A 25,600-nucleotide genomic window follows, 5' to 3' on the forward strand; every position below is an offset into this window, starting at 1 on the left:
TTCCGGGCCTTTTCGATTTATATCGAAATGTTTTCTGCTTACTTGGCAAAGTAGACATAAATGGCGATTACTACCACACAAATAAAGGCACTAGCCAATTTAACATGCTTCCAAGGTTCTATGGATACTTGCTTGGTATATTCCAGTTCAAATGCCTCTTTTCTCGGGTAGAATTTGCCAATAATCAACATGATGATGATGTTGGTGATGAACAATATTGCCATAACGTGTAGATAATGGGGATAGGCACCTGCCTCTACCATATGCAATTCTTGTGGATCGGTAATACCGTTTGCCTTCGCCTCGGCCAGTGCGCTGGCCACCATTCTTGGCCCTACGATGAATTGACTGATGATGTACAAGATCGAACCGGATAGGATGCCAATTTTGGCTGCAATGGCAGGAACCCTTTTGGTCAAATAACCTACCACAATGATCGTGAATATCGGGATGCTATAGATACCGTTGATTTCCTGTAAATAGTTAAAGAGACTGCCTGCATTGGCAATGAGCGGAGCAATGAACATAGCGGCGAGTGCCAAGCAGATACCGAAAATCTTTCCATATTTTACAATGGTCATTTCCGAAGCTTCCTTGTTGATGTGCTGCTTGTAGATGTCAATACCGAACAAGGTCACCGAACTATTGAGCACACTGTTGAACGAGCTCAGGATGGCACCAAAAAGCACGGCGGCAAAAAAGCCCATCAAAGGTTTTGGAAGAACGGCCCTTACCAATTCTGGATAGGCAAGGTCACTACTGGCCAATCCGCCTTCAAAATAATAATAGGCGATCATTCCGGGCAGTACCAGGATGATGGGCCCTAAAATCTTTAAAAAGGCAGCCAACAAAAGCCCCTTTTGTCCTTCGGCGAGGTTTTTGGCACCCAACCCCCTTTGAATGATCTGTTGGTTGGTTCCCCAGTAGAACAACTGAACGAGCATCATCCCCGTAAAAATGGTCGCAAAGGGTACTTCTTGTCCGGGATTTCCTGTGGAGTCGAAACGCTCTGGATTGGCAGACATCAAGGTGTCAAGGCCAGACAGAACGCTTCCGTCCCCAATGGCCATCAATCCAAAAACAGGAATGAGTACACCTCCGATGATAAGTCCTATAGCGTTGATACTATCGGAAACGGCCACAGCTTTCAATCCACCAAAAACGGCATAAATGGAACCCACGATCCCAATACCCCATATGCAGATGACCAATGCGGTGGAATCGGATACCCCGAGAACTTGGGGCACGTCGAACATGCCGCTAATGGCCACAGAACCCGAGTACAGGATCACTGGGAGCAACACTACCACATAACCTGTCAAGAACAATCCCGAAGTAATGGTTTTTGTCGTAGTATCGAACCTTTTGGCCAAAAATTGGGGAACGGTGGTAAGGCCCCCCTTCAAATAACGGGGCAATAAAAATATTGCGGTCACCACAATGGCCAAAGCGGCCAAGGTTTCCCAAGCCATTACGGATAACCCATCCTTATAGGCGCTACCATTGAGACCTACAATTTGTTCCGTGGAAAGGTTAGTTAAGAGCAATGAACCGGCAATTACGCCAGCGGTAAGGCTCCTTCCACCTAAAAAATAACCATCAGACGATGTTTCATCCGTTTTGCGAACGGACCACCAGGATATGAATGCTACCAAGAGCGTAAATCCCAAAAATGAAATAAGTGCCATTTTGTAAAATTTGATTGTTTGGCCTATGGTTGAAAGCCAAATGGATTAGTTTGTTTTGTTAATTACATAAATTGGTTGATGATATTTTCAAACAACTCTTGTTGACCGCTCCGCTTTTTGATGTCTTGGTGCAAATTGGCGTGCGCATAGAGGTCCTCCAAGATAAGTTTTCCTTCTTCGAACGCTTTTCCGGTACCGGCATCAAAAGACGCATAGCGGTCTCTTCTCCTGCTAAGATAGTCGGAATTTTCCAAAATACTATTTGCGGCGAGCAAAGCACTGGAAAATGGATCCATTCTGCCGATGTGGGCATAGAAAATATCTTCCAGGTCTGTAGGGTTCCTTCTGATCTTTGTGTTAAAATTGATGCTACTTCCATAAAAACCAACTACTTGCAGGGTAGCAACATAGCTTGGGTGAGCTGATACACATCCACGGGGAATTGATCGGTGTCCCAACGATTTTGGTAATCTCCTCTATTGGTACCTATGCCGTAGCTTTTATTGGAATAGTGAAGAGTGTCCTGCAGCAATAAAAAAAGCCTGGAATTTTCCGGGCTTTTTTATAGTACTGGTTATTGGGATTATCCTGTAAAATAGGATAGGATAGCAATCACTATGGCTACCAAAAGAACAGAAAGCACAACATCTATTGTACTGTAACTACCTTTGGTAGCAGCTCTGTCTTCCGCAGATAGTGTACCAAAGGAAAGCCCTTTGATCGTAGCGTAATCCGGTGCCGTTGTTGCCAAACTAACGGATACACAAAGAATTACTGAAAAGATGAACATGAATATGGCCATATGGGCAAAATTCACCGTGGCAAACTGAAATAGAAATCCAGATACCTCTTCCCCGGCCACAATTTGGGGCTGGTAATAGATTTCAGAACCCAATCTGAGGATGAGCAATACCAAGCCGGCCAATAAAGTGGTAATGGCGGCTTTGGAATTTACCCTTTTCCAAATAATACCCAACAAAAATACTGCCGTTACAGGAGGGGCAATGTATGATTGCACATTTTGGAGATACTGGTACATGACCCCACCTCCAATTTTATCCATGATCGGAATCCAGATGATACCCAAGACAACTATGATGCCCGTGGCCACTTTACCTATGGTCAATAATTCTCGCTCTGTTTTTTCAGGACGAAGTTTTTTATAGATATCAATGGTAAAGATGGTGGAGCAGGAGTTAAAGACCGAGGCCAGGGAACTCATCAAAGCTGCCATAAGCCCACCGGCAACCAAGCCTTTCAGGCCCACAGGGAGTAAGGTTTTCACCAACATGGGGAAAGCCCTATCTGCACGTTCTACGCTAAAGACCTCAGGGTTTTGGATAGTCAATGCAAAAGCTATGATACCGGGAATCAAGAAAATCAAAATCGGCATCAATTTCAGATAGGCACCAAAAATAGCACCACGTCTACCCACTTTTATATTGTTGGCGGCAAGGGTACGCTGAACTATGTACTGATCGGTACACCAATACCAAATACCTACAATGGTTCCACCGATCAACAAACCTGTCCATGGGAACTGTGGATCGCTCATGGGGCGCCACATGTTAAAGTGGTCAGGGCTCACAGCGGTCACGGTTTCGTGGAGTTGTCCCCATCCACCAACTTCCTTCAATCCAAGGTAAGTGATGGTCAAAGATCCTAGGATCAAGATTACTGTCTGTAACGTTTCCGTATAGATTACAGCTTTCATACCACCGATTATGGTATAGATTCCTGTAAAGATCACCACCCCGATCGCCCCGTACCAAAATGGAATACCCAACAATTCGGAAACCACGATACCACCTGCATAAATGGTCACGGAAACCTTGGTAAGGACATACGCAACCAAAGAAAAAATGGAAAGGAACCAACGAGAGCGACTGTCAAAACGTTTTTCTAGGAACTCTGGCATGGTAAAGGCGCCACTTCTAATATAAAAAGGGAGAAAGAGCCAGCCCAACAACAATACGATCCAGGCATGAAGCTCATAGTGGGCCATGGGTGTGCCCGATTCAAATCCGGTACCTGCGAGCCCCACTACGTGTTCCGAACCAATGTTCGAAGCAAAAATGGAAGCTCCGATAACGAACCATCCCACGTTTCTGCCTGCCAAAAAGTAATCCTCGGTATCCTTGTTCTTTTGGGCCACAACCCAAACGGCCACTCCGATCAAGGCCAAAAAATAAATGCCTAAAACTATCCAGTCTGGCTTTTCTAAAACTGATTCCATAATTAATTTGGTTTAGTTAATGCAGTCATTTTTTAAATGTACTGATTGATGATGTTCTCGAACAGTTCTTGTTTGCCACTACGTTTTTTGATGTTGGGGTTGGACACGGCATGTGCATGAAGGTCTTCCAGGGAAAGTTTGCCATCTTCAAACGCTTTTCCGCTGCCGGAATCAAAAGAAGCATAACGGTCTCTTCGCATGCTGATATAATTTGAATTTTCCAATATATCATTTGCGGCGAGCAAAGCCCGTGAAAAAGCATCCATTCCACCAATGTGTGCAAAAAAGATATCCTCAAGGTCCGTGGAGTTCCTTCTGATCTTCGCATCAAAATTGATGCCTCCCCCTTGAAACCCACCAGCCTGAAGGATGACCAGCATGGCTTGGGTGAGTTCATATACATCCACAGGGAACTGGTCGGTATCCCAACCATTTTGATAATCGCCCCTATTGGCATCAATACTGCCCAAAAGATTATTGTCCGCAGCTACCTGGAGTTCATGTTCAAAGGTGTGTTGTGCCAAGGTGGCGTGGTTCACCTCTATATTTAATTTGAAATCATCCAAAAGATCATATTTGGTCAGGAAACCGAGTACGGTGGCCGCATCAAAATCATATTGGTGTTTGGAGGGCTCCATAGGCTTTGGTTCAATAAAAAAGGTGCCCTTGAACCCTTGTTTTCGCGCATAATCCTTTGCCATGTGGAGAAAACGTGCCATGTGGTCCTGTTCGCGGCCCATATCGGTATTCAGTAATGACATATACCCCTCACGGCCTCCCCAAAAAACATAGTTTTCACCATTTAGTTTTATGGTGGCATCCAAAGCGTTCTTTACTTGGGCCCCAGCAAAGGCAACCACATCAAAATCTGGATTGGTGGCGGCGCCGTTCATGTATCTTGGGTTGCTGAAACAGTTTGCGGTGCCCCAGAGCAATTTTACCCCAGATGCTGCCATTTTCTCCTGGGCATAATCGGTAATGGTTTGTAGCCTTTTCTCGGATTCGGCCAAAGTGCCCCCTTCGGCAATCAGGTCAAAATCATGAAAACAATAGTAAGGAGCGCCAATTTTGGTGATAAATTCAAAGGCGGCATCCATCTTGTCCTTTGCCTGTTGTATAGGATCGGTACTGGAAAGCCATGGAAAATCCTGGGTAGGTGCCCCAAAAGGGTCGCCCCCTACACCGGTAAAGGTATGCCAATAGGCAATGGCGAACCTAAAATGTTCCTTCATGGTCTTGCCACCTACCATTTTGTTCTCATCATAATATTTAAAGGCAAAAGGGTTGTCCGACCCTTTTCCCTCGAACGGGATCTTTCCTATCCCCTTAAAAAACTCTTTGTCTCCTGTTGTGATCATAATCTTGTTTTATTCAATTGTCAATATATTCTGCCAAATCTTTTTTCCATGTTTGATAGGCTTCTTGGTATGCGTCTGAAGAAGTATCGGGACCATAGGTGAGTTGTATCGCATCCGAAGCCGTGGCCTCTCCAATACTTTCAAAATCTCCAAAGGCATAGGCGGCAGCCCTTGCCGCCCCAACGGCACCTGTAGTCTCTATGATTTCTATATGGCTGTTGGTCAGTGTTGCTATGGTCCTGGAAAATATCGTCGCCCTAAAGAGGTTATCGTTACCTGCCTTGATGGAGGCAATGTCCACACCATCATTTTTTAAGATTTCCATGCCGTATACAAAGGAAAAGGCAATGCCCTCCAAGGCTGCCCTAAAAATATGGGGGGCTTTGTGCGTATTGAAGTTGAGGTTGAGTATCCTTGATCCCTTATTACAGTTTTCCAGCATGCGCTCGGCACCGTTTCCAAAGGGCAAGATCCGAAGACCATCAGATCCTATGGGTACGGCATCTGCTCTTTTGTTCATATTCTCATAGGAGAGCCCATTGGTGAGCTCATTTCTTATCCAACTGTATTGAATTCCTGTGCCATTGATGCAGAGCAATTTGCCAATTCTTGGGTTTTCAGTAGTATGGTTGGTATGCGCAAAGCTATTGATGCGGGTGTGCTCCTGTGTTTTTTCGAGCCCTGATATGGCATAGACCACCCCAGAGGTGCCACCCGTGGCTGCAATCTGTCCAGGTTCCATCACATTTAGGGAAAGGGCATTGTTGGGTTGGTCACCCGCTCGGTACATTACGGGAATCCCTTCGGGCAGACCTGATTCCAGTGCACCTTTTTTACCCACAAAGCCTTGTTCAGAAAATGAGGGGCGTATCTCAGAAACCAATTGGGAGTCAATACCTGCATCTTCCAACAACCAATCTGCCAATTCATTTTTTTTGAAGTCCCACATGATGCCCTCGGAAAGACCAGAAGGTGTGGTCACACATTCCCCGGTCAATTTAAGGGCTATATAATCCCCGGGCAGCATAAACTTGTGTATATTTTTATAAATGTCGGGTTCATTGTCCTTCACCCATTTTAACTTGGAAAGGGTAAAGTTCCCGGGAGAATTGAGCAGATGTCTTACACATTTTTCTTTTCCTGCCGTTCGAAACAATTTTTCCCCTGTATCCACGGCCCGGCTATCGCACCAAATAATCGAAGGTCTGATAGGTTTGTGGTCTTTGTCAACCACTACAAGCCCGTGCATTTGGTAGGAGATTCCGATTCCCTTGATCAGGGCTTTGTCAATGTTGTTTTTTGAAATGAGTTCCTGGGTAGCGGTGCACACATGTTTCCACCAGAGTTCAGGGTCTTGTTCCCCCCAGCCTAGTTTTAGGGATAGGATGGGCATTTCCTTTTTGGGTTGTTGGGCAATATCCAAAACACTGCCATCTTTGGCATTTATGATCGCAGCTTTTATGGATGAACTGCCAATATCGAAACCTATCCAATACATAAATTACGATTAAATAAAAATTTTAGTGTATTTTTCAAATATAAGTAACGGAATCGATTGCGTAAATTAATTTGCGTAAATTATTGGCAGCTGACAAAAGTTTTTTTGATTATCTCATTTTTCCCTACTCTTTTCATGAATGCAAATGAGTACAAAATGAGTAAATGTTTTGCTTGTTCAGCCCAAGGGAGGACTTAAGAACAATTGAAAAAATTATTCTAAAAGGAAACTAAAAGTTAATTTAGTGATTTGAAATTCAAGCCAATTACGGAATTGTGCTTGGGCAACCTAACCGCATTTTGACAGATGAAGATTAAGAAAGAGGTTACCATTTATGATCTTGCCAAAGAATTGAACTATTCCCCCTCGACTATTTCAAGAGCTTTGAACAATCATAAAAGTATCAGTAAGAAAACGATTAAGGTTATCAAAGAGGCTGCAGAGGAGATGGGGTATCGCCCCAACAATTTGGCAGCAGGATTACGGAACAATAAGAGCAATACCATTGGGGTTCTGATTTCTAGGATAAATAGACCTTTTATGGCTTCCTTGATCAGTGGAATTGAGGAAACTGCCAGAAAATCAGGATATAATGTGCTGATCAGCCAATCCAATGATAAGTATGAAAATGAGGTGAGCAATTGCAATGCCTTATACGATAGCAGGATTACGGGTCTTATTGTTTCCCTATCCATGGAAACCGTGGATATGGGTCATTTTCAAAAATTTATGGATCAGGGCATTCCCATTGTATTTGTGGATAGGGTCCCGGACAATTTCAATTCCTACAAAGTGGTCATAGACAACTATACGGCCGGGTACTCCGCCACTAAACATTTGATAGAGCAGGGGTGTACCAGGATTGCCCACTTTGCCGGGGCGCAGCACAGAAACATCTATGAAGAAAGGAAGAAGGGCTATCTGGATGCTTTGAGGGAGTATGGTTTGCCCATTGAGGACAATTTGATCATCCATTTTAAGACCCTTAGTTTTGAAGAGGGGGACAAAGCCACCAAAAAGCTTCTTAAAATGGACAATCCTCCTGATGGTATTTTTTCTGCCAATGATACCGCTGCGGTAAGTGCCATCATGTGTGCCAAAAAAATGGGGGTGGATGTGCCCGGGGAATTGGCAGTTATTGGGTTCAATGATGATCCCATAGCTTCCATAGTCCAGCCATCATTGTCCACGGTGTCACATCCGGCAAGTAAAATGGGGGCTATTTCCGCAAGAAGGATTTTGGACCATTCGGGCCAAAATTATGATACCGATCTTTCCGAGATAACAGTACTGGGAACTGAGATTATAGTGAGGGATTCCTCGTTGAAAAAAGCAAAGGTCCTAGAACCCAAATAATTTGGGCAGCCAAAGGCTGATTTCAGGAAAAACACTTACCAAAACCAAGGCCAAAATCATGGCCAAGAATAGAGGCAACAACGGCCTTACTACTTTTTGAATAGATGTTTTGGCAACTCCAACGCCTATAAAGAGGACCGATCCAACAGGGGGGGTGCATAGGCCAATGCAAAGGTTCAACACCATGATAATCCCGAAATGTACGGGGTCAATGCCCAGTGCCGTGGTAACGGGCAAAAAGATAGGGGTGAATATCAATACAGCGGGGGTCATGTCCATAAATATTCCAACAATGAGCAGTATCACGTTTATGAGGATGAGCACAATGATTTTATTGTCGCTCAACCCCAGTAATCCCTCGGTCACCACTTGGGGGATATTCTCGTAGGAAAGTACCCATGACATGGCAATGGACATGGCTATCAATAGCATCACAATGGCGATTGTGGCAGAGGATTCCACTAGAATGGGACGGATGTCCTTAAAGGAAATCTCCTTGTAAATCGCCGCCAGTGCAAAACAATAAATTACGGCTACGGACGATGCTTCGGTGGCTGTAAAAATTCCGGCAACAATACCCCCTATGATCACAATCAGCAAAAATAGACTGGGCAAGGCCTTCAAGAAGGCGCTGAACACTTTTTTGAGGGAGCTTTTATCTGCTGTGGGATATCCTTTCCGTTTGGCCCATATATAGGCCACCATCATTAAAAAAATACCTGTAAGGATTCCTGGTAGGTAACCCGCCAGAAAGAGTGCACCAATGCTAACGCCCCCACTGGCCACTGAGTAGATGATAAAAATATTACTGGGCGGGATTATAAGTCCCGTGGTGGCCGAAGTAACATTGACGGCCACACCAAACCCTTTGTCATAGCCGGATTCCTCCATCTTTTCCGACATAAACCCACCGATTGCGGCGGCGGCGGCCCCTGCGGAACCTGCAATGGCCCCAAATAACATGGCCGCCACAATATTCACATGTGCCAGGCCACCCGGAAGTGAACCGACCAAGGCTTTGGCAAAATCAATCAATCTTTCGGCAATGCCCCCCTTGTTCATAATATGACCGGCAAGAATGAAAAATGGAATCGCCAGGATGGAAAAGCTATCCAATCCCGTAACTACACGTTGTGCAATGGTGGTGAGGGCCGGATAGGTATCAACACTCACTAAAAGTGTGAGTAAGGAAGCAATGCCCAAACTCCAGGCAACAGGAACTCGGATGGAAATCAATACAAGAAAACTGAGGATCAGAATACTAATTTCCATTGATAAGGTTTTTGAGGGTTATTGAAAGATCGGATAGTTTATAATATAGGATAAAAGCACCGGATATGGGCAATACCATGTACACAAAACCGATAGGAAGGCCCAATGCAGGGGATGTTTGCCCAAGGGCGAAGGAAATGTACACATAGTGTAGGCCGCCGATCAAGAATACCGACACAACAAACAAAAGGATGATGGAAATAATGATAAGGTCCAAGATTTTTTTGTTGCGTTCATTCAAATAGTGTGGCAATAGATCTATGGCAATGTGTAACTTTTTGCCCGAGGCATAGGCAGCTCCCAAAATACTCAACCAAACCAAAAGAAAACGTGCAAGTTCATCGGTCCAGGAGCTTTGACTATCCAACAAATATCTTGTAATGACGCCCCAAAAAACATCCAGTACCATGATTCCCAATAAAATGGCAAGTGCCCATTCCAGAAAAAGGCCAACATGATGCTTTTTCATTGTACACTTTTTATTTGTTGTGCCAAGTCGTACAGATGTCCATCGGTCTGTTTTAGGTGCTGTAACATATCTTTTGATCTTGCTTCAAAAAGGGATTTGTCCGGGCGCAGAATTTTGACCCCGGCTTTTTGTATTTCCTCCATGGCTTTCTCCTCCGCTTCCTTCCATAATTTTCTTTGATATTGTGTTGCCTCGGCAACGGCTTGCAGAAGCCAATCTTTTTCGTTGGGTGCCAGTTTTTCCCAAGTGGGAGTGCCAATGACCAGAATATCGGGTACGGAGGTATGTTCGTTCAATGAAAAATACTTGCAAACCTCATAATGTTTCGATGAATAAAAACTTGGAAGATTGTTTTCTGCACCATCTACGACACCTTGCTGTAAAGAGGTATAAAGTTCCCCCCAGGAAATAGGGGTTGGGGCCCCTCCAAATCTCTTGACCATTTCTATGGCTGTCGGACTTTGCATTACCCTGATTTTCAATCCTTTTAAATCTTCTGGGGTATTGATGGGTGTATTTTTGGTATAAAATGAACGATTGCCTGCATCAAAATAGGTGAGTCCCTTTAGCCAATATTTTTTAGATGCTGAAAGCAATTCCTTCCCAATGGGGCCATCATATACTTTAAATCGATGTGCATCGCTTCGGAACAAATAGGGATATCCCAAAACTTTTAAATCTGGAGAGAAGTTTTCCATTACAGCCGCTGAGACCTTTGTCATCCCCAGACTTCCGATTTGGAGCAGTTCAAGGCATTGCTTTTCCGATCCCAATTGACTATTGGAATAAATCTGGATTTGTAGCTTGCCATTGGATTTTTCCTTGACCAAATCAGCCATGTAAACCATGGTCTCATGAACTGGGTGGGTAACTCCAAGACTATGGGCCAGCTTAATGGTTTTTACGGCTTTCTTGTCCGGCTTACATGAAAGCAGAAGAAAAGAAAGGATAAAGATGAACCTGAGTTTCATGTTGGTTTCAGTTCAGTGATGGGTTCATTAAAATGTATGGCATACTTCCTCAAGGTAAGGTTTTCTCCTCAACTTGGAAATTGGAAAAATTCCTTGGCATTGTTATAGGTAATGTCCTGTATTATTTTCCCGATCCATTCCATGTCATTGGGTAAGAGCCCCATTTTTATGTCATTTCCCAAGATGTTGCAAAGTATCCTTCTATAATATTCGTGTCGTGGAAATGAAAGGAAGCTTCGGCTGTCGGTCAGCATGCCAATGGAACAGCTCAACAATCCCATGTTGGAAATGGAGTCCAGTTGGGCGGTTATCCCGTCTTTTTGGTCCAAAAACCACCATGCGGCCCCAAATTGGACCTTTCCTTTTATTCCTTCTCCTGTAAAGTTACCTGCCATGGTAGCAAAGACTTCATTGTCATTTGGGTTGGAGTTGTAGAGAATGGTTTTGGGCAAGCAATCGTTTTCATTGAGTCGGTTAAGGAAACTGGCCAACTGTTCTGCTTGTTGAAAATCCCCTATGCTGTCCACGCCCGCATTCATCCCAATTTTGGATAGGACAGCTTTGTTGGTATCGCGTATAGGTCCCAAGTGAAATTGCATCACCCAGTTTTTTTCAGCATACAGTCCACCCAGAACATAGAGTATGGCCGATTTGTATTGCGCCGTCTCCGCACAGGTCAGGGTCTTTTTATCAAAACGATTGGATAGGATACGGTTGATATCCTTTTCCGAAAATTCCGTGCCATATAGATGGGGCAAACCGTGATCTGAAAGTCTGCAACCGTGATCATGAAAATGGTTTACCCTGTCTTTTATGGCCTCACGCAGCGATTCAAAATCGGTGATGTTGATGCCGGTGACCTCAGAAAGTGCTGCTAGATAGTCGGTGAAACCTGCTTTTTCAATATCAATGAGTTCATCCGGCCGAAAAGTTGGGAGTACTTTTACAGGCCAGTCTGAATCGGCTATCTTTTTATGATGGGATAGGTCGTCCAAAGGATTGTCCGTAGTGCAGATTACTTCAACGTTCATACTATCCACCAAACCTTGAGTGGAAAAGGTAGGCAAACCAAGTTGCGCATTGCACTGATCGTAAATTTTTTCAGCGCTCTTTGGGCTCAGAAGCTCATCGATCCCAAAATATCGGCTGAGTTCCATGTGGGTCCAATGGTACAAAGGATTTCTTAGCGCATATGGGACGGTTTCCGCCCATTTTTTGAATTTCTCCCTATCAGATGCATTGCCGGTTATATATTTTTCGTCAATGCCCAAGGCTCGCATGGCCCGCCATTTATAATGATCGCCATCAATCCAGATTTTGGTCATGTTTTCGAACCTTTTGTTGTTTGCCAGTTCATTTGCAGGTAAATGGCAATGGTAATCTATGATGGGCTGCGTTTCGGCAAAGCTGTGATACAGTTCTTTGGCATGATCCGTCTCCAACAAAAAGTCGTCATGGATAAATTTTTTCATGCGGGTATTTCTTTGTATTGCAAGATTAATTCAAGGTAATGGTTCCGGTGCTCATTTTCGGCGCACCCAGTTCCATACTTCGTTTCATGGGGCTACTTCCACCAACATACACGGTGAACTTTCCAGGTTCAAATACCCGATTACCATCATTGTCCACCATTTGAAAGGCACTGGGTTGCAGGGTGAAGGTAATGTTTTTGGATTCCTTTGCACCTAGATTGACACGTTGGACTCCGTACAGTTGATAGTTTGGGACATCCACAGAGGCTTCCAAATCCGAAAGATACAATTGTACTACCTCATCTGAAGGTATGTCACTCTGATTGGTGACATCCACCGTAATGGAAACCTCCTCATCCTTGGAAATGGACGATTTGGATATATTGAGGTCACCATAGGTGAAACTACCATAACTGAGTCCATACCCAAAAGGATAGAGGGGGTCCTCATCCATATATTTATAGGTTCTCCCCTTCATGGAATAATCTTCATAAGGTGGGAGCTGGTCCAAGGACTTTGGAAAGGTTATGGGCAATCTACCGGAAGGGGATACTTTTCCGAAGATGATATCGGCCACGGCGTTTCCACCCTCTTCCCCGGGATACCAGGCCAGTAGAACAGCATCGGCAAGTTCGTGTACCTCTGCCAAGTTCATGGGGCTGCCGCCGGTAATCACCGCTATGATGGGCCTTTCGCCTGCAGCATTCCTAAGTTTTTTTAGAAAATCTATTTGGTTTTTGGGCAGGTTGTAATCCAATCTGTCCCCGGCAGTGGAAGATGCCAAGGACTCTCCCTCCTCTCCTTCCAGTAAACTGGAAATTCCCAGCACTGCTATGGTGGCATCGCTGGTACCTGCATTGGGGGTGGCCCAGTCCTGTGGGTTCAGGGATTCCCTGTCCAACAACGCACCCATTCTATATTGCAGCTGGCTTCCGGGGTGAATGGCCCCGGCAACCCCTTCGAGCACAGTGACCAATTTTGGATTTACCCCGTAATAGTTGCCCAACAACACATCTGCACTGGTGGCATTGGGCCCGGTGACAAAATATCGGGATAGATCGTTCTTTAGCGGAAGGGCCCCATTGTTTTTGAGCATTACAATGCCCTTTTGGGCAACTTCCCTTGCCAAGGAACGGTGTTCATCACTATTGATGACATCAACAGAGATATCATCATAAGGATTACTTCCTTTGGGATCAAAAAGACCCAATTTAAAACGGGTGCGAAGCAAAATCGCCAATTGTGCATCAATTTCCTCTTCCGTGATCAAGCCTTCCTTGACCGCTTGGGGCAAACCATCCAGATAGGTGCTGCCACAGTTAAGGCTTACGCCGTGTTCAACAGCAAGGGCAGCAGCTTCCGCTTGGCTGTTCGCCACACCATGCCCACCTTTGTCCGCGGGCGTGTAAAGATCTACTATTGCCCAGCAATCACTGAGAACGTGACCATCAAAGTTCCATTGGTTACGGAGTACATCGGTTATGAGATAGTTATTGGAACAGCACGGCTGCCCATTGGTGCTGTTGTAGGCACACATTACAGCTTCCACGTCTGCTTTGACCAACGCTTCGAATGCAGGAAGATAGGTTTCCCACATATCTTTGGGACTGGCTATGGCATCAAATTCATGACGTAGTTTTTCCGGTCCGCTATGCACTGCATAATGTTTGGCACAGGCGGCTGTTTTCAAATAATCTGGATTGTCCCCTTGTAGGCCTCTTACGAATGAGGTACCAAGAATTGAGGTGAGAAAGGGGTCTTCACCATAGGTTTCCTGGCCACGGCCCCAACGGGGATCTCTAAAAATATTTATGTTCGGGGTCCAAAAGGTAAGACCACTATAGCGGAGATGATACCCTTTTTCCTTGGCGGCATTGTGCATGGCACGCGCCTCGTCAGAAATTGCTGAAGAGACACGAAAGGCAAGGTCGCTGTCAAAAGTGGCGCCCAGACCAATGGCCTGGGGAAAAACAGTGGCCGTACCTGATCTGCCAACCCCGTGCAGGGCCTCGTTCCACCAACCGTAGGGAGGAATGCCCAAGCGCTCTATGCCTGAGGTGCTGTGCATCATTTGATCTGCCTTTTCCTCCAACGTGAGTCTGGATATCAAATCCTCCACTCTTTCATCCATGGAAAGGGAAGTGTCGTAAAAAGGAAAATCTTTTTCTGGGTCTGTATTTGAGCCAATGGGGGTTTCCTCAATGCCAATATTTTTTTCCTTGCAAGAAAGCATGCAAACAAACAAAAGTCCGCATAACAAGCTGATTTTAGATAATTTCATCATTTGGCTGTGGTTAATAGTTTTTTTATAATCGAACTCCAAATTTCGTAAAATTATTGATTTTTGCAATCGATTGCGTTAAACATTTTGTTAATCTATAAATTTTTTACTTATTTTACTCTATGCAATTGATTGATTTAATAATTAATCGATTTTTTTTTGCCGATTTCTAAATGATGAAACAGTTCCTTAAATTATATACCACCACTTTTTTAGGTCTTTTTTTACTGACCTCCACCCCCTTGTTCTCTATGTCCAATGGGTATGGATTGTGGTTGGATTACACTAAGATAAAAGATAAAGTGGTACTTGAGGGCTATAGATCCCAACTACAAGGCATTTATTTGGAAGAGGGAGGTGCCACCTTGAAAGTCATTGGTGAAGAACTTACCATGGGGCTTGGTACTCTGTTGGATACTAATTTGAAGTTCAATGCATTGGGGGGTGATGGGAACATGCTCATTGTTTCGAAATATATGAATCTACCTAAGAATTTGACGGAGAAAATGGAGGTGGATGATCTTAAAAAGGAAGGATATATCATTAAAAATGTGGACATGGAAGGCGGGTCCCATGTGGTCATCACGGCAAGGGATGATATTGGTCTTCTCTATGGCACATTTCATTTTTTGCGGCTGCTTCAGATGCATAAACCCCTAAAAAATCTAGAAATAGTGGAATCACCCAAGGTGGACATCAGAATGCTGAACCACTGGGACAATCTGGACAGGACCATTGAGCGGGGATATTCCGGATTTTCAATTTGGAACTGGCAGACCTTGCCCGATTACATAGACCAACGATATATTGACTATGCCCGTGCCAATGCTTCGGTTGGGATCAATGGTACTGCTGTAACAAGTGTCAATGCGAACGCTCTTATACTAACGCCCCATTACCTGGAAAAGGTGAAAGCATTGGCGGATGTGTTCAGGCCATATGGTCTAAAAGTGTACCTGACAGCTAGATTTTCAGCGCCCATTGAAATTGGGGGACTCAAAACGGCAGACCCCTTGGATGCCAAAGTGATCCAGTGGTGGAAAAACAAGGCAGATGAAATATATTCCATAATCCCGGATTTTGGGGGCTTTTTGGTCAAAGCCAATTCCGAAGGACAACCTGGCCCACAAAATTATGGGAGGACCCACCTGGATGGCGCGAATCTTTTGGCAGATGCTTTGGCACCGCATAACGGCGTGGTCATGTGGAGGGCCTTTGTGTATTCTGAACATGATCCTACGGACAGGGCCAAGCAAGCATATAATGAGTTTGTGCCCGATGATGGAAAATATAGGGAAAACGTATTGATCCAGGTGAAAAATGGCCCCATCGATTTTCAACCAAGGGAACCTTTCCACCCCATGTTCGGTGCTATGCCAAACACACCATTAATGATGGAATTCCAAATCACAAAGGAATATTTGGGATTTGCAACCCACTTGGTCTATTTGCCCAAACTCTTCGAGGAGGTCTTAAAATCCGACACATATAGAAAGGGAAAAGGATCGTTGGTGGCCAAAGTGATCGATGGCTCTTTGAACCATAAAAAATTAACGGGAATGGCCGGTGTGTCCAACATTGGAACAGATTTCAATTGGACGGGACACCCATTTGGCCAAGCAGATTGGTATGGCTTTGGGAGATTGGCCTGGAACCCTTATATGGACTCAAAAGATATAGCCGATGAATGGCTTCGTTGCACGTTTACCAATGATGAACACTTTGTGGGGCCGGTCAAAAAAATGATGATGGAATCCAGGGAGGCCGTGGTAAATTATATGGATCCCTTGGGGCTGCACCATATTTTTGATACAGGCCATCATTATGGGCCAGGACCATGGGTGGACAACCTTTCCAGACCTGAATGGAACCCTGTGTATTACCACAAGGCAGATAGTCTGGGCATTGGTTTTGATAGGACCAAAACAGGGAGCGATGCCCTGTTCCAATATGCCCCGGAGGTGCAAAAAATGTTCACGGACCTTGAAACATGTCCCGAAGAATATTTGCTTTGGTTTCATCACGTACCTTGGGACTATAGATTGAAAAACGGTAGAACCCTGTGGGATGGATTGGGAATTAAATATCAAAAAGGAGTGGACCAAGTCCGGGAAATGATTGCCACTTGGGAACAGATGAAACCCTATGTGGATGATTTGAGGTACAAACAGGTCACCATGCTGTTGAATATTCAGTTGAAAGAAGCAAAATGGTGGCGGGATGCATGTATGCTGTACTTTCAAACATTTTCAAAAATGGACTTTCCAAAAGAAATGGAGGCTCCCGAGCATGCCTTGGAGTATTATAGATCTTTACAATTTCCATACGCTCCGGGAATCCGCCCCAGTTGGAACTAATTTTTAGTAAAAGAATTGATGGATAAAAAAATAGCAATAGTTACAGGAGGCAATTCCGGATTGGGGTATGCCACCGCCAAGAAATTTTGCGATAATGGCATCAAAACCTATGTTGTTGGAAGGACCAGGGAACGCACCGAAAATGCCTGCGCGGAAATTGGCGAACATGCTGTTCCGGTAATTTTTGATTTGACCCACCTTGAACAGATTCCTGCCATGGTCAATGAAATTTTCAAAAAAGAGGGACATATTGATATTTTGGTGAACAATGCAGGAATAAACATGAAAAAAGATTTTGTGGATGTGACCGATGCCGATTTTGAAGAGGTGATCCGGACCAATATGTTCAGTGTCTTTTCCATTAGTAGGGAGGTAGTGAAAAAAATGAAGGAAACCGGGGGGGGAAGTATTATTAACATCAGTTCCATGGCGGCCCAGTATGGATTGCCAAAAGTGATTGCCTACTCGGCCAGTAAAACAGCCATTGAGGGAATGACCAGGGCCATGGCGGTGGAACTGGCGCCCTTTGGCATCAGGGTAAATTGTATAGCTCCTGGGTTTATCAAAACCAAAATGACAGCAAAGGCACTCGATTCCGATCCCGAGCGAAAAAATAAAGTATACTCAAGAACCCCCATGGGCAAGATGGGACTCCCTGAAGATATTGCCGATGCAGCATATTTTTATGCATTGGACGAGGCTAAGTTTGTTACAGGGACAGTCCTTCCCGTGGATGGTGGAAACAGTATTGGATTTTGAGAACGAACTTTCCAAATATGATCAAAATGCAACAGACCATGCGTTGGTATGGCCCCCACGATACCATTAAACTAAGGGATATAAGGCAGTGTGGTGTAGAGGGAATTGTTACAGCACTTCACCAGATACCGGTCGGTGAGGTATGGGAGGTAAAAGACATTATGGAGAGGCAACAGACCATCCGCGACCAAGGTTTGGAATGGACCGTGATTGAAAGTTTGCCTGTGCATGAGGACATTAAACGGAAGCGGGGCAATTACAAACAGTATATTTTAAACTATGGAAAAAGCTTGGAAAACCTTGCCCAATGTGGACTAAAAGTGGTCACCTATAATTTTATGCCGGTTTTGGACTGGGTACGTACCGAGCACGAACATATCAACAGTGATGGTACCAAGGCACTTCTTTTTGATGAGACCGCTTTTACCTATTTTGATGTTTTCTTGCTCAAACGATCTGGTGCGGAAGCTGATTATACAAAAGAAAAATTGGAAGAAGCATCAGCCTATGGGAATGCCCTGGACGAAAATGAAAAACAAAGACTTTTCAAAAATGTTCTATTGGGACTACCGGGAAGTACTGAAAACTTTACCAGGGAAAAGGTATTGGAACTGTTGGAAGACTATAAAGGAGTAAATGATGGGGAATTAAGAAAAAACCTGATCTACTTTCTAACAGAAATAGTTCCTGTCGCCGAAAAATTAGGGGTCAAGCTGGCCATACACCCGGATGATCCTCCTTTTTCCGTTTTGGGTCTGCCCCGTGTGGTATCTACGGAAAGTGATCTGGAACAGCTGTTCAACGCTGTGCCTTCGCGGGCCAATGGTCTGTGTTATTGCACGGGATCATTGGGTGCCCGACCCAGCAATGATCTTTTACAGATCATTGATCAACATGGAGACCGGATACATTTCCTTCATTTAAGGAATGTGAAAAGGGACAATGACAAACAATTCAGGGAATCCGAACATCTAAATGGCGACAATCCCATGGAGGCCATCATGGAACAACTGCTTTTGCTTATGCAGCGAAGGGGCGTTTCCATTCCTATGCGGCCTGATCATGGTTTTCTGCATTCCTTTGAAGGGACCAAAGAACAATACCCTGGTTATTCTTTAATGGGTAGATTGAAAGGCTTGGCGGAAATAAGGGGATTGGAGCGTGGAATTTCTTATAAAATAAACCGGAACGGATAGTCTTGGTCAAACCCGACTACCCCATGAATAAACATAGTAAGCTAAACATACCAAAATGAATGTACTAAGAACTTTGACCGTCTTGTTTTTTATCATGTTCCTTGGCTGTAGTTCAAGCGGGGATGATGCGCCCCAGGGCCCGATTGTAGGTGGTCCTTCGGATGATATCGATCCAGGATCCACTGATGATGGTTCCAACCCCGATAGTGGGGATCCTTTCCTCTACAATGCAACCCAAGACCTGAAGGATGTTGCCGATTTCCCGATCGGGAACATTGTTTCCGCAAGCAAATTGGCCTCTACATCTACGGAAAATGAAACTTTCAAAGGCATATTGAATGCGGAGTATAACAGTATAACCGCTGAGAACGACATGAAAATGGCCAATATGTTCACTGGTCAGGACACCTATGATTTTAGTGATGGGGACGCCATTGTTGCCTATGCGAAGGAGAACGGGTTTCGTGTGCACGGACATGCATTGATCTGGCACCAATCCATACCTAATTGGTTGAACAGCTTTGCTGGGACCGATGAAGAGTTTGAAGCACAGATTGAGGGATATGTGAAAGCCACGGTGGCACATTTTGCCGAAGCAAAGGACACTGGAGGAAACCCTATTGTGACTTCATGGGATGTTGTAAATGAGTATTTTGATGGGTCCTCTGTTAGAAGTACCCTATTCAGTCAAAGAATGGGGAATGATTACCATAAAAAGGTATTCCAGTGGGCCCGAGAAGCTGACCCGGACGTAAAATTGTTCTATAACGATTATAACATTGCAGGTGAAGTGGGCAAGAGAAATGCGATCATTGGTATGGTCAATGATTTTCAGACCAACGGTATTCCCATTGATGGTATAGGGATGCAAATGCACCTGAATCATGATTGGCCTACTTCGGATCTGCCAACGGCCATACAGGATATATCGGATACTGGGCTATTGGTGCATGTGTCAGAGCTTGATGTCAAGGTCAATTATGGGGATGATATTACAGAACTTACCGAGGAAAGAGCTGCCGCACAGGAAGTGCAATTTCAAAGGGTGGGATATTATTATACCACCATTGTTCCTGCTGCACAGCAATATGGATTGACCCTTTGGGGCTTTCGGGATAGGGACAGTTGGTTGTACGATGGAGGTTCGGAATGGCCATTACTTTATGATAATGATTTTGATACGAAAATTGCCCATAGAGGTTTGGTCGCGGGACTCAACGGGGAAAATCCTGAATGATGGGCAAACTACAGCACCGGATTTTTAAAGTCCAATAGGTAAAAACAGCTTGTATACGTTTCATGAAGAATGTAATACTCCTTTCATGTTTGTTCCTCTGTTCCCTTGGCATGGGGCAGATCAAGCTGCCTAAACTGATCGGTGATGGGGTGGTCCTACAAAGGGACTCCAATATTAGGTTGTGGGGGTGGGCATCCCCCAATGAAAAGGTGGAACTTTCATTTAAAGGGAAGAAATACCAAGTTGTTGCCAATAAAAAAGGCGAATGGACCATTGATTTGAAACCCCAAAAGGCAGGAGGACCCTTTACCATGCTTTTTAGGGGAAATAATGAAGTGGAGGTGAAGGACATTCTTTTTGGGGATGTTTGGATTGGGGCAGGACAATCCAACATGGTACTGCCCATGGAACGGGTAAAAGAGAAATACCCTAATGAAATTGGAAAGGCAAACTATCCGGAAATAAGGAATTTCTTCATCCCTACATTAAAAAGCCTGAAAGGCCCGGAAAAAGATTTGCCTTCCGGAGTATGGAAATCGGCCGTTGGAGATGATATCTTGACCATGGGTGCCGTGACCTACTTTTTTGCCAAGGAGCTCTATGAAAAATACCATGTGCCCATTGGAGTAATAAATGCAAGTGTAGGTGGAACTCCCATTCAATCTTGGATGAGTGAGAGTGGTTTCAAGGAATTTCCAAAAGATTTGGAAATCATTCAAAAAAACAAAAACGAAGCATATACAAAACAGTTTACCGCCAAACCTCCCAATCCACTACCAATAATTAGGGACCAAGGACTGACAGGTTCTGTAAAATGGTTTGAAAACCAATATGTGCCCAAAGATTGGAAAAATTTTTATGTGCCGGGATATTGGGAAGACCAAGGGGTTCGGGACTTGAATGGCGTAATCTGGTTCAGGAAAGAAATTGAGGTTCCTGAAACCATGCTGGGAACAGATGCCAAACTCTTTTTGGGACGCATTGTGGATGCCGATGAGGTCTACGTGAACGGGACCAAAGTTGGCAACATCACTTATCAATACCCTCCTAGAAGGTATACTCTTGCCAAAGGGATTCTTAAAAAAGGGAAAAACATACTTACCATAAGGGTTACCAATTATGAAGGAAAGGGAGGTTTTGTCCCGGACAAGGACTACGAGCTTGTTGCCAATGGTATGGGTATTGATCTAATGGGGAAATGGCAATATAAGGTTGGAGAGGTTTTTTCGCCAACCCCCCCAAAAAAAGGATATGATCAATTTTGGGCCCAAAACCAGCCCACATCCCTCTACAATGCCATGGTGGCCCCGTTGACAAACCTTTCCATAAGAGGCATTCTTTGGTATCAAGGGGAGTCCAATACTGGAAACCCCAAGCCCTACAAAGAGTATCTTCCAGCCCTGATCAAGGATTGGAGAGCGCAATTCAATGATCCTGATGCACCATTTCTATATGTACAACTGGCCAACTTTCAAGATGTGGACTATCTCCCCGTTGAGAGCAATTGGGCAGAACTGAGGAACGCACAGTTGAAAGCCCTTTCCGTACCGAATACGGCAATGGCCGTTACTATTGATTTAGGGGAATGGAACGATATCCACCCACTTAACAAAAAAGAGGTGGGGGAACGACTGGCCTTGGGGGCGTTCAAGTTGGCCTATGGCGAGGATGTGGTTTACATGGGGCCCACTTATAGATCTTCAAAAGTTAGGAATGGAAAGATGGCGCTGTATTTTGATCATGTGGGCAGTGGTTTGGGCTCTATTGACGGGGAGCCTTTGGACCGATTTGAAGTTGCCGGCATCAACCATAAATTTGTTAAGGCCACGGCAACAATGGAAGGGAACACTGTTGTAGTGGAGAACAAAGATATACCCCATCCAACTTATGTGCGATACGCTTGGGCCGACAATCCGCAAGGGGCCAACTTATATAACAAAGAAGGGCTGCCCGCATCCCCCTTTCAAAACTATGATGAGGAATTACTGGATACAATTCCTTGGCGGGGTAGAAAGGCAGCAGTGGTCCTAACGTATGATGATGCTTTGAATGTACATCTTGATAATGTTGCTCCCCTTTTGGACTCCTTGGACCTAAAAGGTACTTTTTATGTGTCCACCTATTCCAAGGCATTCAGAAACCGCTTGGACGATTGGAAGAAAATTGCAGCGCATGGACACGAACTGGGCAACCATACCATCTTTCATCCTTGTATGGGAAAGAAAAGCAGGCCCTGGGTGAACCCGAACTACGATATGAACACCTATACCGTGGAACGTATGGTGGATGAGATTCGGATCAACAACACTCTTTTGGGGGCGTTAGACGGCAAAAAGGAAAGGACCTTTGCCTATACCTGCGGGGATTTTACCGTAAATGGGAACAATTTCTTTATCGATGGATTGAAAGATGAACTGGTTGCTGCCAGGGCAGTGCGCTCTGAAATGCATGGGATTGATGAAGTGGATCTCTACAATATGGACAGTTATGCCATTGTGGATGCCAGTGGTGAAGAGATGATTGAAAAGGTCAAGAAAGCTGTTGAGACCAATTCCCTGCTCATTTTTCTGTTCCATGGAGTGGGAGGGGAACACTCCATGGATGTTTCCCTGTCCGCCCATAGGGAATTATTGGAATACCTCCAACAGCATGATGATGAGGTGTGGACCGCAACCCTAATGGAGGTGGCAAAAAATGTGAAAAACCATCAGTTTGGGAAAAGGACAAATTAAGAGGTACCGGAGCAATTGTATGATGAAAAAGGCCAGGAGGATATTTTTTCAATTCTTTTTGATAGGTATCCTTTCAATTATTTGCATGGCTTGTAAAGAACGGGAAGTGCCTATTTCCTCAAAAAAGCATGACATGCCCCATCTGATCCAAAAGGGACATACGACTCAATTGATCGTTGATGATGCACCTTTTATAGTTTTAGGTGGAGAATTGGGCAATTCTTCCTTCACAAGTGTTGAATATATGGAATCCATTTGGCCCAAGTTAAAGGCAATGAACCTCAATACGGTTTTGGCCCCAATTTATTGGGAACTCATGGAACCGGAAGAAGGGAAATTTGACTTTCAACTTATGGACCAATTGGTGGACAAAGCAAGGGAACATGACCTTAAGCTGATTTTACTTTGGTTTGGCTCGTGGAAGAACAGTATGTCCAGTCATGCACCATCTTGGGTAAAAAAGGACCAGGAAAGATTCCCACGAATAAAGGACGATGAGGGGAACAGCCATGAAATTTTGAGCCCTTTCGGCAAGAACAACCTTACGGCGGACCTCAAGGCATATGAGGCGTTGATGCAACACATCAAAGAATTGGACGGTAATGAACATACCATTATCATGGTACAGACAGAAAATGAAATTGGGATGCTGCCCTCTGCCCGTGATCACCACCCTATGGCCAATGAAAAATTCCAACAGGAAGTGCCCGAAGAACTTCTACACTATTTGAAGGACCGTAAAGAAGAGTTGGTACCTGAGTTCTATCAGGTATGGGGAGAAAATGGATTTAAAACAACAGGAACTTGGGAAGAGGTTTTTGGTAAGGGAACCCGCACCGATGAGATTTTCATGGCATGGTTTTATGCAAAATATACCAACGCCATTGTAGAAGCCGGGAAAAAAATACATCCTTTGCCAATGTATGTGAATGCTGCTTTGAACAGACCCAATACACAACCAGGAAAAGGATATCCGAGTGCAGGGCCATTGCCCCATATCATGGATGTTTGGTTGGCCGGGGGGGCATCCATTGATTTCCTCTCCCCGGATTTTTATTTTCCCAACATTGAACACTGGTGCGACCTTTATACGAGACAAGACAATCCTCTGTTTATTCCAGAGCACAGGTTTGATCAAACGGTTTCTGCCAAGGCACTTTTCACCATAGGCCATTATGAAAGCTTGGGATTCTCCCCTTTTTCCATAGAATCAACAGAGCAACCCGGGGACGAAGATTTAGGAAAGGTATATGCTTTGGTGCACCAAATGACACCTTTGATTGGAAAACACCATGGGCAGGGCAAAATAGATGGAGTTTTATTGGATAAGGAAAAGCAAGAAAGCACCCTGAATTTCGGCAACTATGAACTGATGGTCCGTCATTCCCATACCTTGGGCTGGGAGGCATCTTCATCCAACGAAAAATGGGCACCGGCAGGTGCCATACTGGTGCAAACCTCTGAAAATGAATTTTACGTGGCAGGTTCTGGTATTGTGGTAACCTTCAATAATTTGAAGGATCCCTCAAAAACAACCGGTATATTGAAAGATGAAGAGGGCCGTTTTGAGGAAGGCCAATGGAAGGTGGTACGTCATTTGAACGGGGACCAAACCCATCAAGGAAGACATGTAAGGATTTTTCTGAACGATTATTCCATTCAACGGTTCGAATTGTATGACTACGACTAGGGCGGCTATTGTTTTTTTTCTATTTCCAATGGCATTTGGTTATGCCCAGTCCCAAGACACTCTGCATCTATGGCCCAATAAGGTGCCCAATGAGGTTCATCCCAAAAGTACTCCCGTTCAAACGCCGGATACAAGTAGGGCCGTTATCCGAATCACTGAAATCACCAATCCCAAACTGACCATTTTCAAGCCCAAAAAAGGGAAAGGCAACCATGGAGCAATCATTATAGCACCAGGAGGAGGATATCAATATTTGGCCATCAATATTGAAGGGTCTGAAATTGCGGAATGGCTCAACATGTTGGGCTACACGGCATTTGTGTTGGAGTATCGAACCCCAAATAATAGGTTGGGGGCTTTGAACGATATCCAACGGGCCATCAGAATGGTAAGGAACAAAGCAAAAGATTTCGATTTGCATGCAAATAAGATAGGGGTCATGGGATTTTCGGCAGGAGGGAATCTTTCTCTTTTGGCGAGTACAAATTATCTGCAGGATTCTTATAAAAAGCAAGACGATATTGATTTGGAATCCTGCAGGCCCGATTTTACCATATTGATGTACCCTTACTATGTAAAAAATGACCCCCAAGCTTCCGTATTGACAGAAGTACAATTTCATAAAGGGATGCCCCCTATGTTTCTTTTCGGGACTTTTGATGATTTTTTGGTCGAAGGGTTCTTTGATATCGCAAAATCCATAAAAGAGATGGGAACCCCTTTGCAGATGCACCTATATGAAAGGGGAGGCCATGGGTATGGACTCCGAGTTGGAAACCCTGCAGCCGAACAATGGCCACCTCTTGTGGAAAATTGGTTGCAACAGGTTTTTCAAGAATAACGATTTGCACTTACGTTTTCCGTCATTTGGCAATTTCCCATTTGAAGTTAGGGAATAAGGATGCCAATTAATTTGGGTAATCAGCCACGGCTAAGTTTGTATAGTAAATTAGTATGCATAAAAAAGACCGCCTTGTTCCCAAAGGCGGTCTTCGCTGTGAATTAAAATTACAACTAACTCAAACTAA

Annotated in this window: 18 protein-coding genes; 8 read left to right on the forward strand and 10 right to left on the reverse strand. The window is 44.4% G+C overall.

The window, feature by feature from the left end; genetic code table 11:
* Positions 1-38: 38 nt before the first annotated feature.
* The 5 genes from D2V05_RS03390 to D2V05_RS03410 form a co-directional block, all read right to left on the reverse strand.
* Positions 39-1,688, reverse strand: a complete 1,650-nt coding sequence (locus D2V05_RS03390; protein ID WP_119646149.1) for a solute:sodium symporter family transporter — start codon at positions 1,686-1,688, stop codon at positions 39-41.
* Between the two features lie 62 nt (positions 1,689-1,750).
* Complete coding sequence (locus D2V05_RS03395) at positions 1,751-2,146, reverse strand: apurinic/apyrimidinic endonuclease family protein (protein ID WP_183114778.1); 396 nt, start codon at positions 2,144-2,146, stop codon at positions 1,751-1,753.
* Between the two features lie 125 nt (positions 2,147-2,271).
* The gene (locus D2V05_RS03400; protein ID WP_119646150.1) at positions 2,272-3,924 is read right to left on the reverse strand and encodes a sodium:solute symporter; all 1,653 of its coding nucleotides are present in this window, start codon (positions 3,922-3,924) and stop codon (positions 2,272-2,274) included.
* Positions 3,925-3,956: 32 nt separating this feature from the next.
* Positions 3,957-5,282 (reverse strand): xylose isomerase, encoded by a 1,326-nt coding sequence (gene xylA / locus D2V05_RS03405; RefSeq protein ID WP_119646151.1) that lies wholly within the window; start codon positions 5,280-5,282, stop codon positions 3,957-3,959.
* 13 nt (positions 5,283-5,295) lie between these two features.
* A complete protein-coding gene (locus D2V05_RS03410) occupies positions 5,296-6,780 on the reverse strand; it encodes a xylulokinase (RefSeq protein ID WP_119646152.1) in 1,485 nt (494 codons plus the stop codon).
* 306 nt (positions 6,781-7,086) lie between these two features.
* Between D2V05_RS03410 and D2V05_RS03415 the strand changes: the two genes are divergently transcribed.
* A complete protein-coding gene (locus D2V05_RS03415) occupies positions 7,087-8,136 on the forward strand; it encodes a LacI family DNA-binding transcriptional regulator (protein ID WP_119646153.1) in 1,050 nt (349 codons plus the stop codon).
* Here the strand turns inward: D2V05_RS03415 and D2V05_RS03420 are convergent.
* The 5 genes from D2V05_RS03420 to D2V05_RS03440 form a co-directional block, all read right to left on the reverse strand.
* Positions 8,122-9,408, reverse strand: coding sequence for a TRAP transporter large permease (locus D2V05_RS03420; RefSeq protein WP_119646154.1), 1,287 nt, complete (start codon positions 9,406-9,408; stop codon positions 8,122-8,124). The two genes, D2V05_RS03415 and D2V05_RS03420, sit on opposite strands and share 15 nt — an antisense overlap.
* Entirely contained in the window at positions 9,398-9,877 is a 480-nt protein-coding gene (locus D2V05_RS03425) for a TRAP transporter small permease (RefSeq protein ID WP_119646155.1), read from the reverse strand. Before D2V05_RS03425 ends, D2V05_RS03420 begins: the two co-directional genes overlap by 11 nt.
* Positions 9,874-10,848: a TRAP transporter substrate-binding protein gene (locus D2V05_RS03430; protein ID WP_119646156.1), complete on the reverse strand. Its 975-nt coding sequence runs from the start codon at positions 10,846-10,848 to the stop codon at positions 9,874-9,876. The genes D2V05_RS03425 and D2V05_RS03430 overlap by 4 nt, the downstream gene beginning before the upstream one ends.
* Positions 10,849-10,916: 68 nt before the next feature.
* Entirely contained in the window at positions 10,917-12,320 is a 1,404-nt protein-coding gene (gene uxaC / locus D2V05_RS03435; RefSeq protein WP_119646157.1) for a glucuronate isomerase, read from the reverse strand.
* A 25-nt stretch (positions 12,321-12,345) separates the two neighbouring features.
* Positions 12,346-14,604, reverse strand: coding sequence for a glycoside hydrolase family 3 C-terminal domain-containing protein (locus tag D2V05_RS03440; RefSeq protein WP_235855373.1), 2,259 nt, complete (start codon positions 14,602-14,604; stop codon positions 12,346-12,348).
* Positions 14,605-14,774: 170 nt separating this feature from the next.
* Between D2V05_RS03440 and D2V05_RS03445 the strand changes: the two genes are divergently transcribed.
* From D2V05_RS03445 to D2V05_RS03475, 7 genes are all read left to right on the forward strand, one after another.
* The gene (locus tag D2V05_RS03445) at positions 14,775-16,958 is read left to right on the forward strand and encodes an alpha-glucuronidase family glycosyl hydrolase (RefSeq protein WP_417935667.1); all 2,184 of its coding nucleotides are present in this window, start codon (positions 14,775-14,777) and stop codon (positions 16,956-16,958) included.
* Between the two features lie 18 nt (positions 16,959-16,976).
* Positions 16,977-17,717 (forward strand): SDR family NAD(P)-dependent oxidoreductase, encoded by a 741-nt coding sequence (locus D2V05_RS03450; protein WP_119646160.1) that lies wholly within the window; start codon positions 16,977-16,979, stop codon positions 17,715-17,717.
* A gap of 26 nt (positions 17,718-17,743) precedes the next feature.
* The gene (gene uxuA, locus D2V05_RS03455; protein ID WP_220473533.1) at positions 17,744-18,913 is read left to right on the forward strand and encodes a mannonate dehydratase; all 1,170 of its coding nucleotides are present in this window, start codon (positions 17,744-17,746) and stop codon (positions 18,911-18,913) included.
* Between the two features lie 55 nt (positions 18,914-18,968).
* Positions 18,969-20,150 carry an endo-1,4-beta-xylanase gene (locus D2V05_RS03460; protein WP_119646162.1) on the forward strand — a complete coding sequence of 394 codons (1,182 nt, stop codon included), beginning with the start codon at positions 18,969-18,971 and terminating at the stop codon, positions 20,148-20,150.
* Between the two features lie 62 nt (positions 20,151-20,212).
* The gene (locus tag D2V05_RS03465) at positions 20,213-22,882 is read left to right on the forward strand and encodes a sialate O-acetylesterase (protein WP_119646163.1); all 2,670 of its coding nucleotides are present in this window, start codon (positions 20,213-20,215) and stop codon (positions 22,880-22,882) included.
* Positions 22,883-23,015: 133 nt separating this feature from the next.
* A complete protein-coding gene (locus D2V05_RS03470) occupies positions 23,016-24,572 on the forward strand; it encodes a GH35 family beta-galactosidase (protein ID WP_235855374.1) in 1,557 nt (518 codons plus the stop codon).
* A complete protein-coding gene (locus D2V05_RS03475; protein WP_119646164.1) occupies positions 24,559-25,413 on the forward strand; it encodes an alpha/beta hydrolase in 855 nt (284 codons plus the stop codon). Before D2V05_RS03470 ends, D2V05_RS03475 begins: the two co-directional genes overlap by 14 nt.
* Positions 25,414-25,600 lie beyond the last annotated feature (187 nt).

It is taken from the genome of Flagellimonas pelagia, from assembly GCF_003584135.1.
Classification (GTDB): domain Bacteria; phylum Bacteroidota; class Bacteroidia; order Flavobacteriales; family Flavobacteriaceae; genus Flagellimonas; species Flagellimonas pelagia.

Excerpts from the sequence above, each read along its gene's own strand:
- D2V05_RS03400 (WP_119646150.1), bottom strand. The coding sequence starts at position 3,924 with ATGGAATCAGTTTTAGAAAAGCCAGACTGGATAGTTTTAGGCATTTAT.
- D2V05_RS03420 (WP_119646154.1), bottom strand. The coding sequence starts at position 9,408 with ATGGAAATTAGTATTCTGATCCTCAGTTTTCTTGTATTGATTTCCATC.
- D2V05_RS03470 (WP_235855374.1), top strand. The coding sequence starts at position 23,016 with ATGCCCCATCTGATCCAAAAGGGACATACGACTCAATTGATCGTTGAT.
- D2V05_RS03430 (WP_119646156.1), bottom strand. The coding sequence starts at position 10,848 with ATGAAACTCAGGTTCATCTTTATCCTTTCTTTTCTTCTGCTTTCATGT.
- D2V05_RS03460 (WP_119646162.1), top strand. The coding sequence starts at position 18,969 with ATGAATGTACTAAGAACTTTGACCGTCTTGTTTTTTATCATGTTCCTT.
- uxaC (WP_119646157.1), bottom strand. The coding sequence starts at position 12,320 with ATGAAAAAATTTATCCATGACGACTTTTTGTTGGAGACGGATCATGCC.
- xylA (WP_119646151.1), bottom strand. The coding sequence starts at position 5,282 with ATGATCACAACAGGAGACAAAGAGTTTTTTAAGGGGATAGGAAAGATC.
- D2V05_RS03465 (WP_119646163.1), top strand. The coding sequence starts at position 20,213 with ATGAAGAATGTAATACTCCTTTCATGTTTGTTCCTCTGTTCCCTTGGC.
- D2V05_RS03390 (WP_119646149.1), bottom strand. The coding sequence starts at position 1,688 with ATGGCACTTATTTCATTTTTGGGATTTACGCTCTTGGTAGCATTCATA.
- uxuA (WP_220473533.1), top strand. The coding sequence starts at position 17,744 with ATGCAACAGACCATGCGTTGGTATGGCCCCCACGATACCATTAAACTA.
- D2V05_RS03445 (WP_417935667.1), top strand. The coding sequence starts at position 14,775 with ATGATGAAACAGTTCCTTAAATTATATACCACCACTTTTTTAGGTCTT.
- D2V05_RS03410 (WP_119646152.1), bottom strand. The coding sequence starts at position 6,780 with ATGTATTGGATAGGTTTCGATATTGGCAGTTCATCCATAAAAGCTGCG.
- D2V05_RS03475 (WP_119646164.1), top strand. The coding sequence starts at position 24,559 with ATGACTACGACTAGGGCGGCTATTGTTTTTTTTCTATTTCCAATGGCA.
- D2V05_RS03415 (WP_119646153.1), top strand. The coding sequence starts at position 7,087 with ATGAAGATTAAGAAAGAGGTTACCATTTATGATCTTGCCAAAGAATTG.
- D2V05_RS03450 (WP_119646160.1), top strand. The coding sequence starts at position 16,977 with ATGGATAAAAAAATAGCAATAGTTACAGGAGGCAATTCCGGATTGGGG.
- D2V05_RS03425 (WP_119646155.1), bottom strand. The coding sequence starts at position 9,877 with ATGAAAAAGCATCATGTTGGCCTTTTTCTGGAATGGGCACTTGCCATT.
- D2V05_RS03440 (WP_235855373.1), bottom strand. The coding sequence starts at position 14,604 with ATGATGAAATTATCTAAAATCAGCTTGTTATGCGGACTTTTGTTTGTT.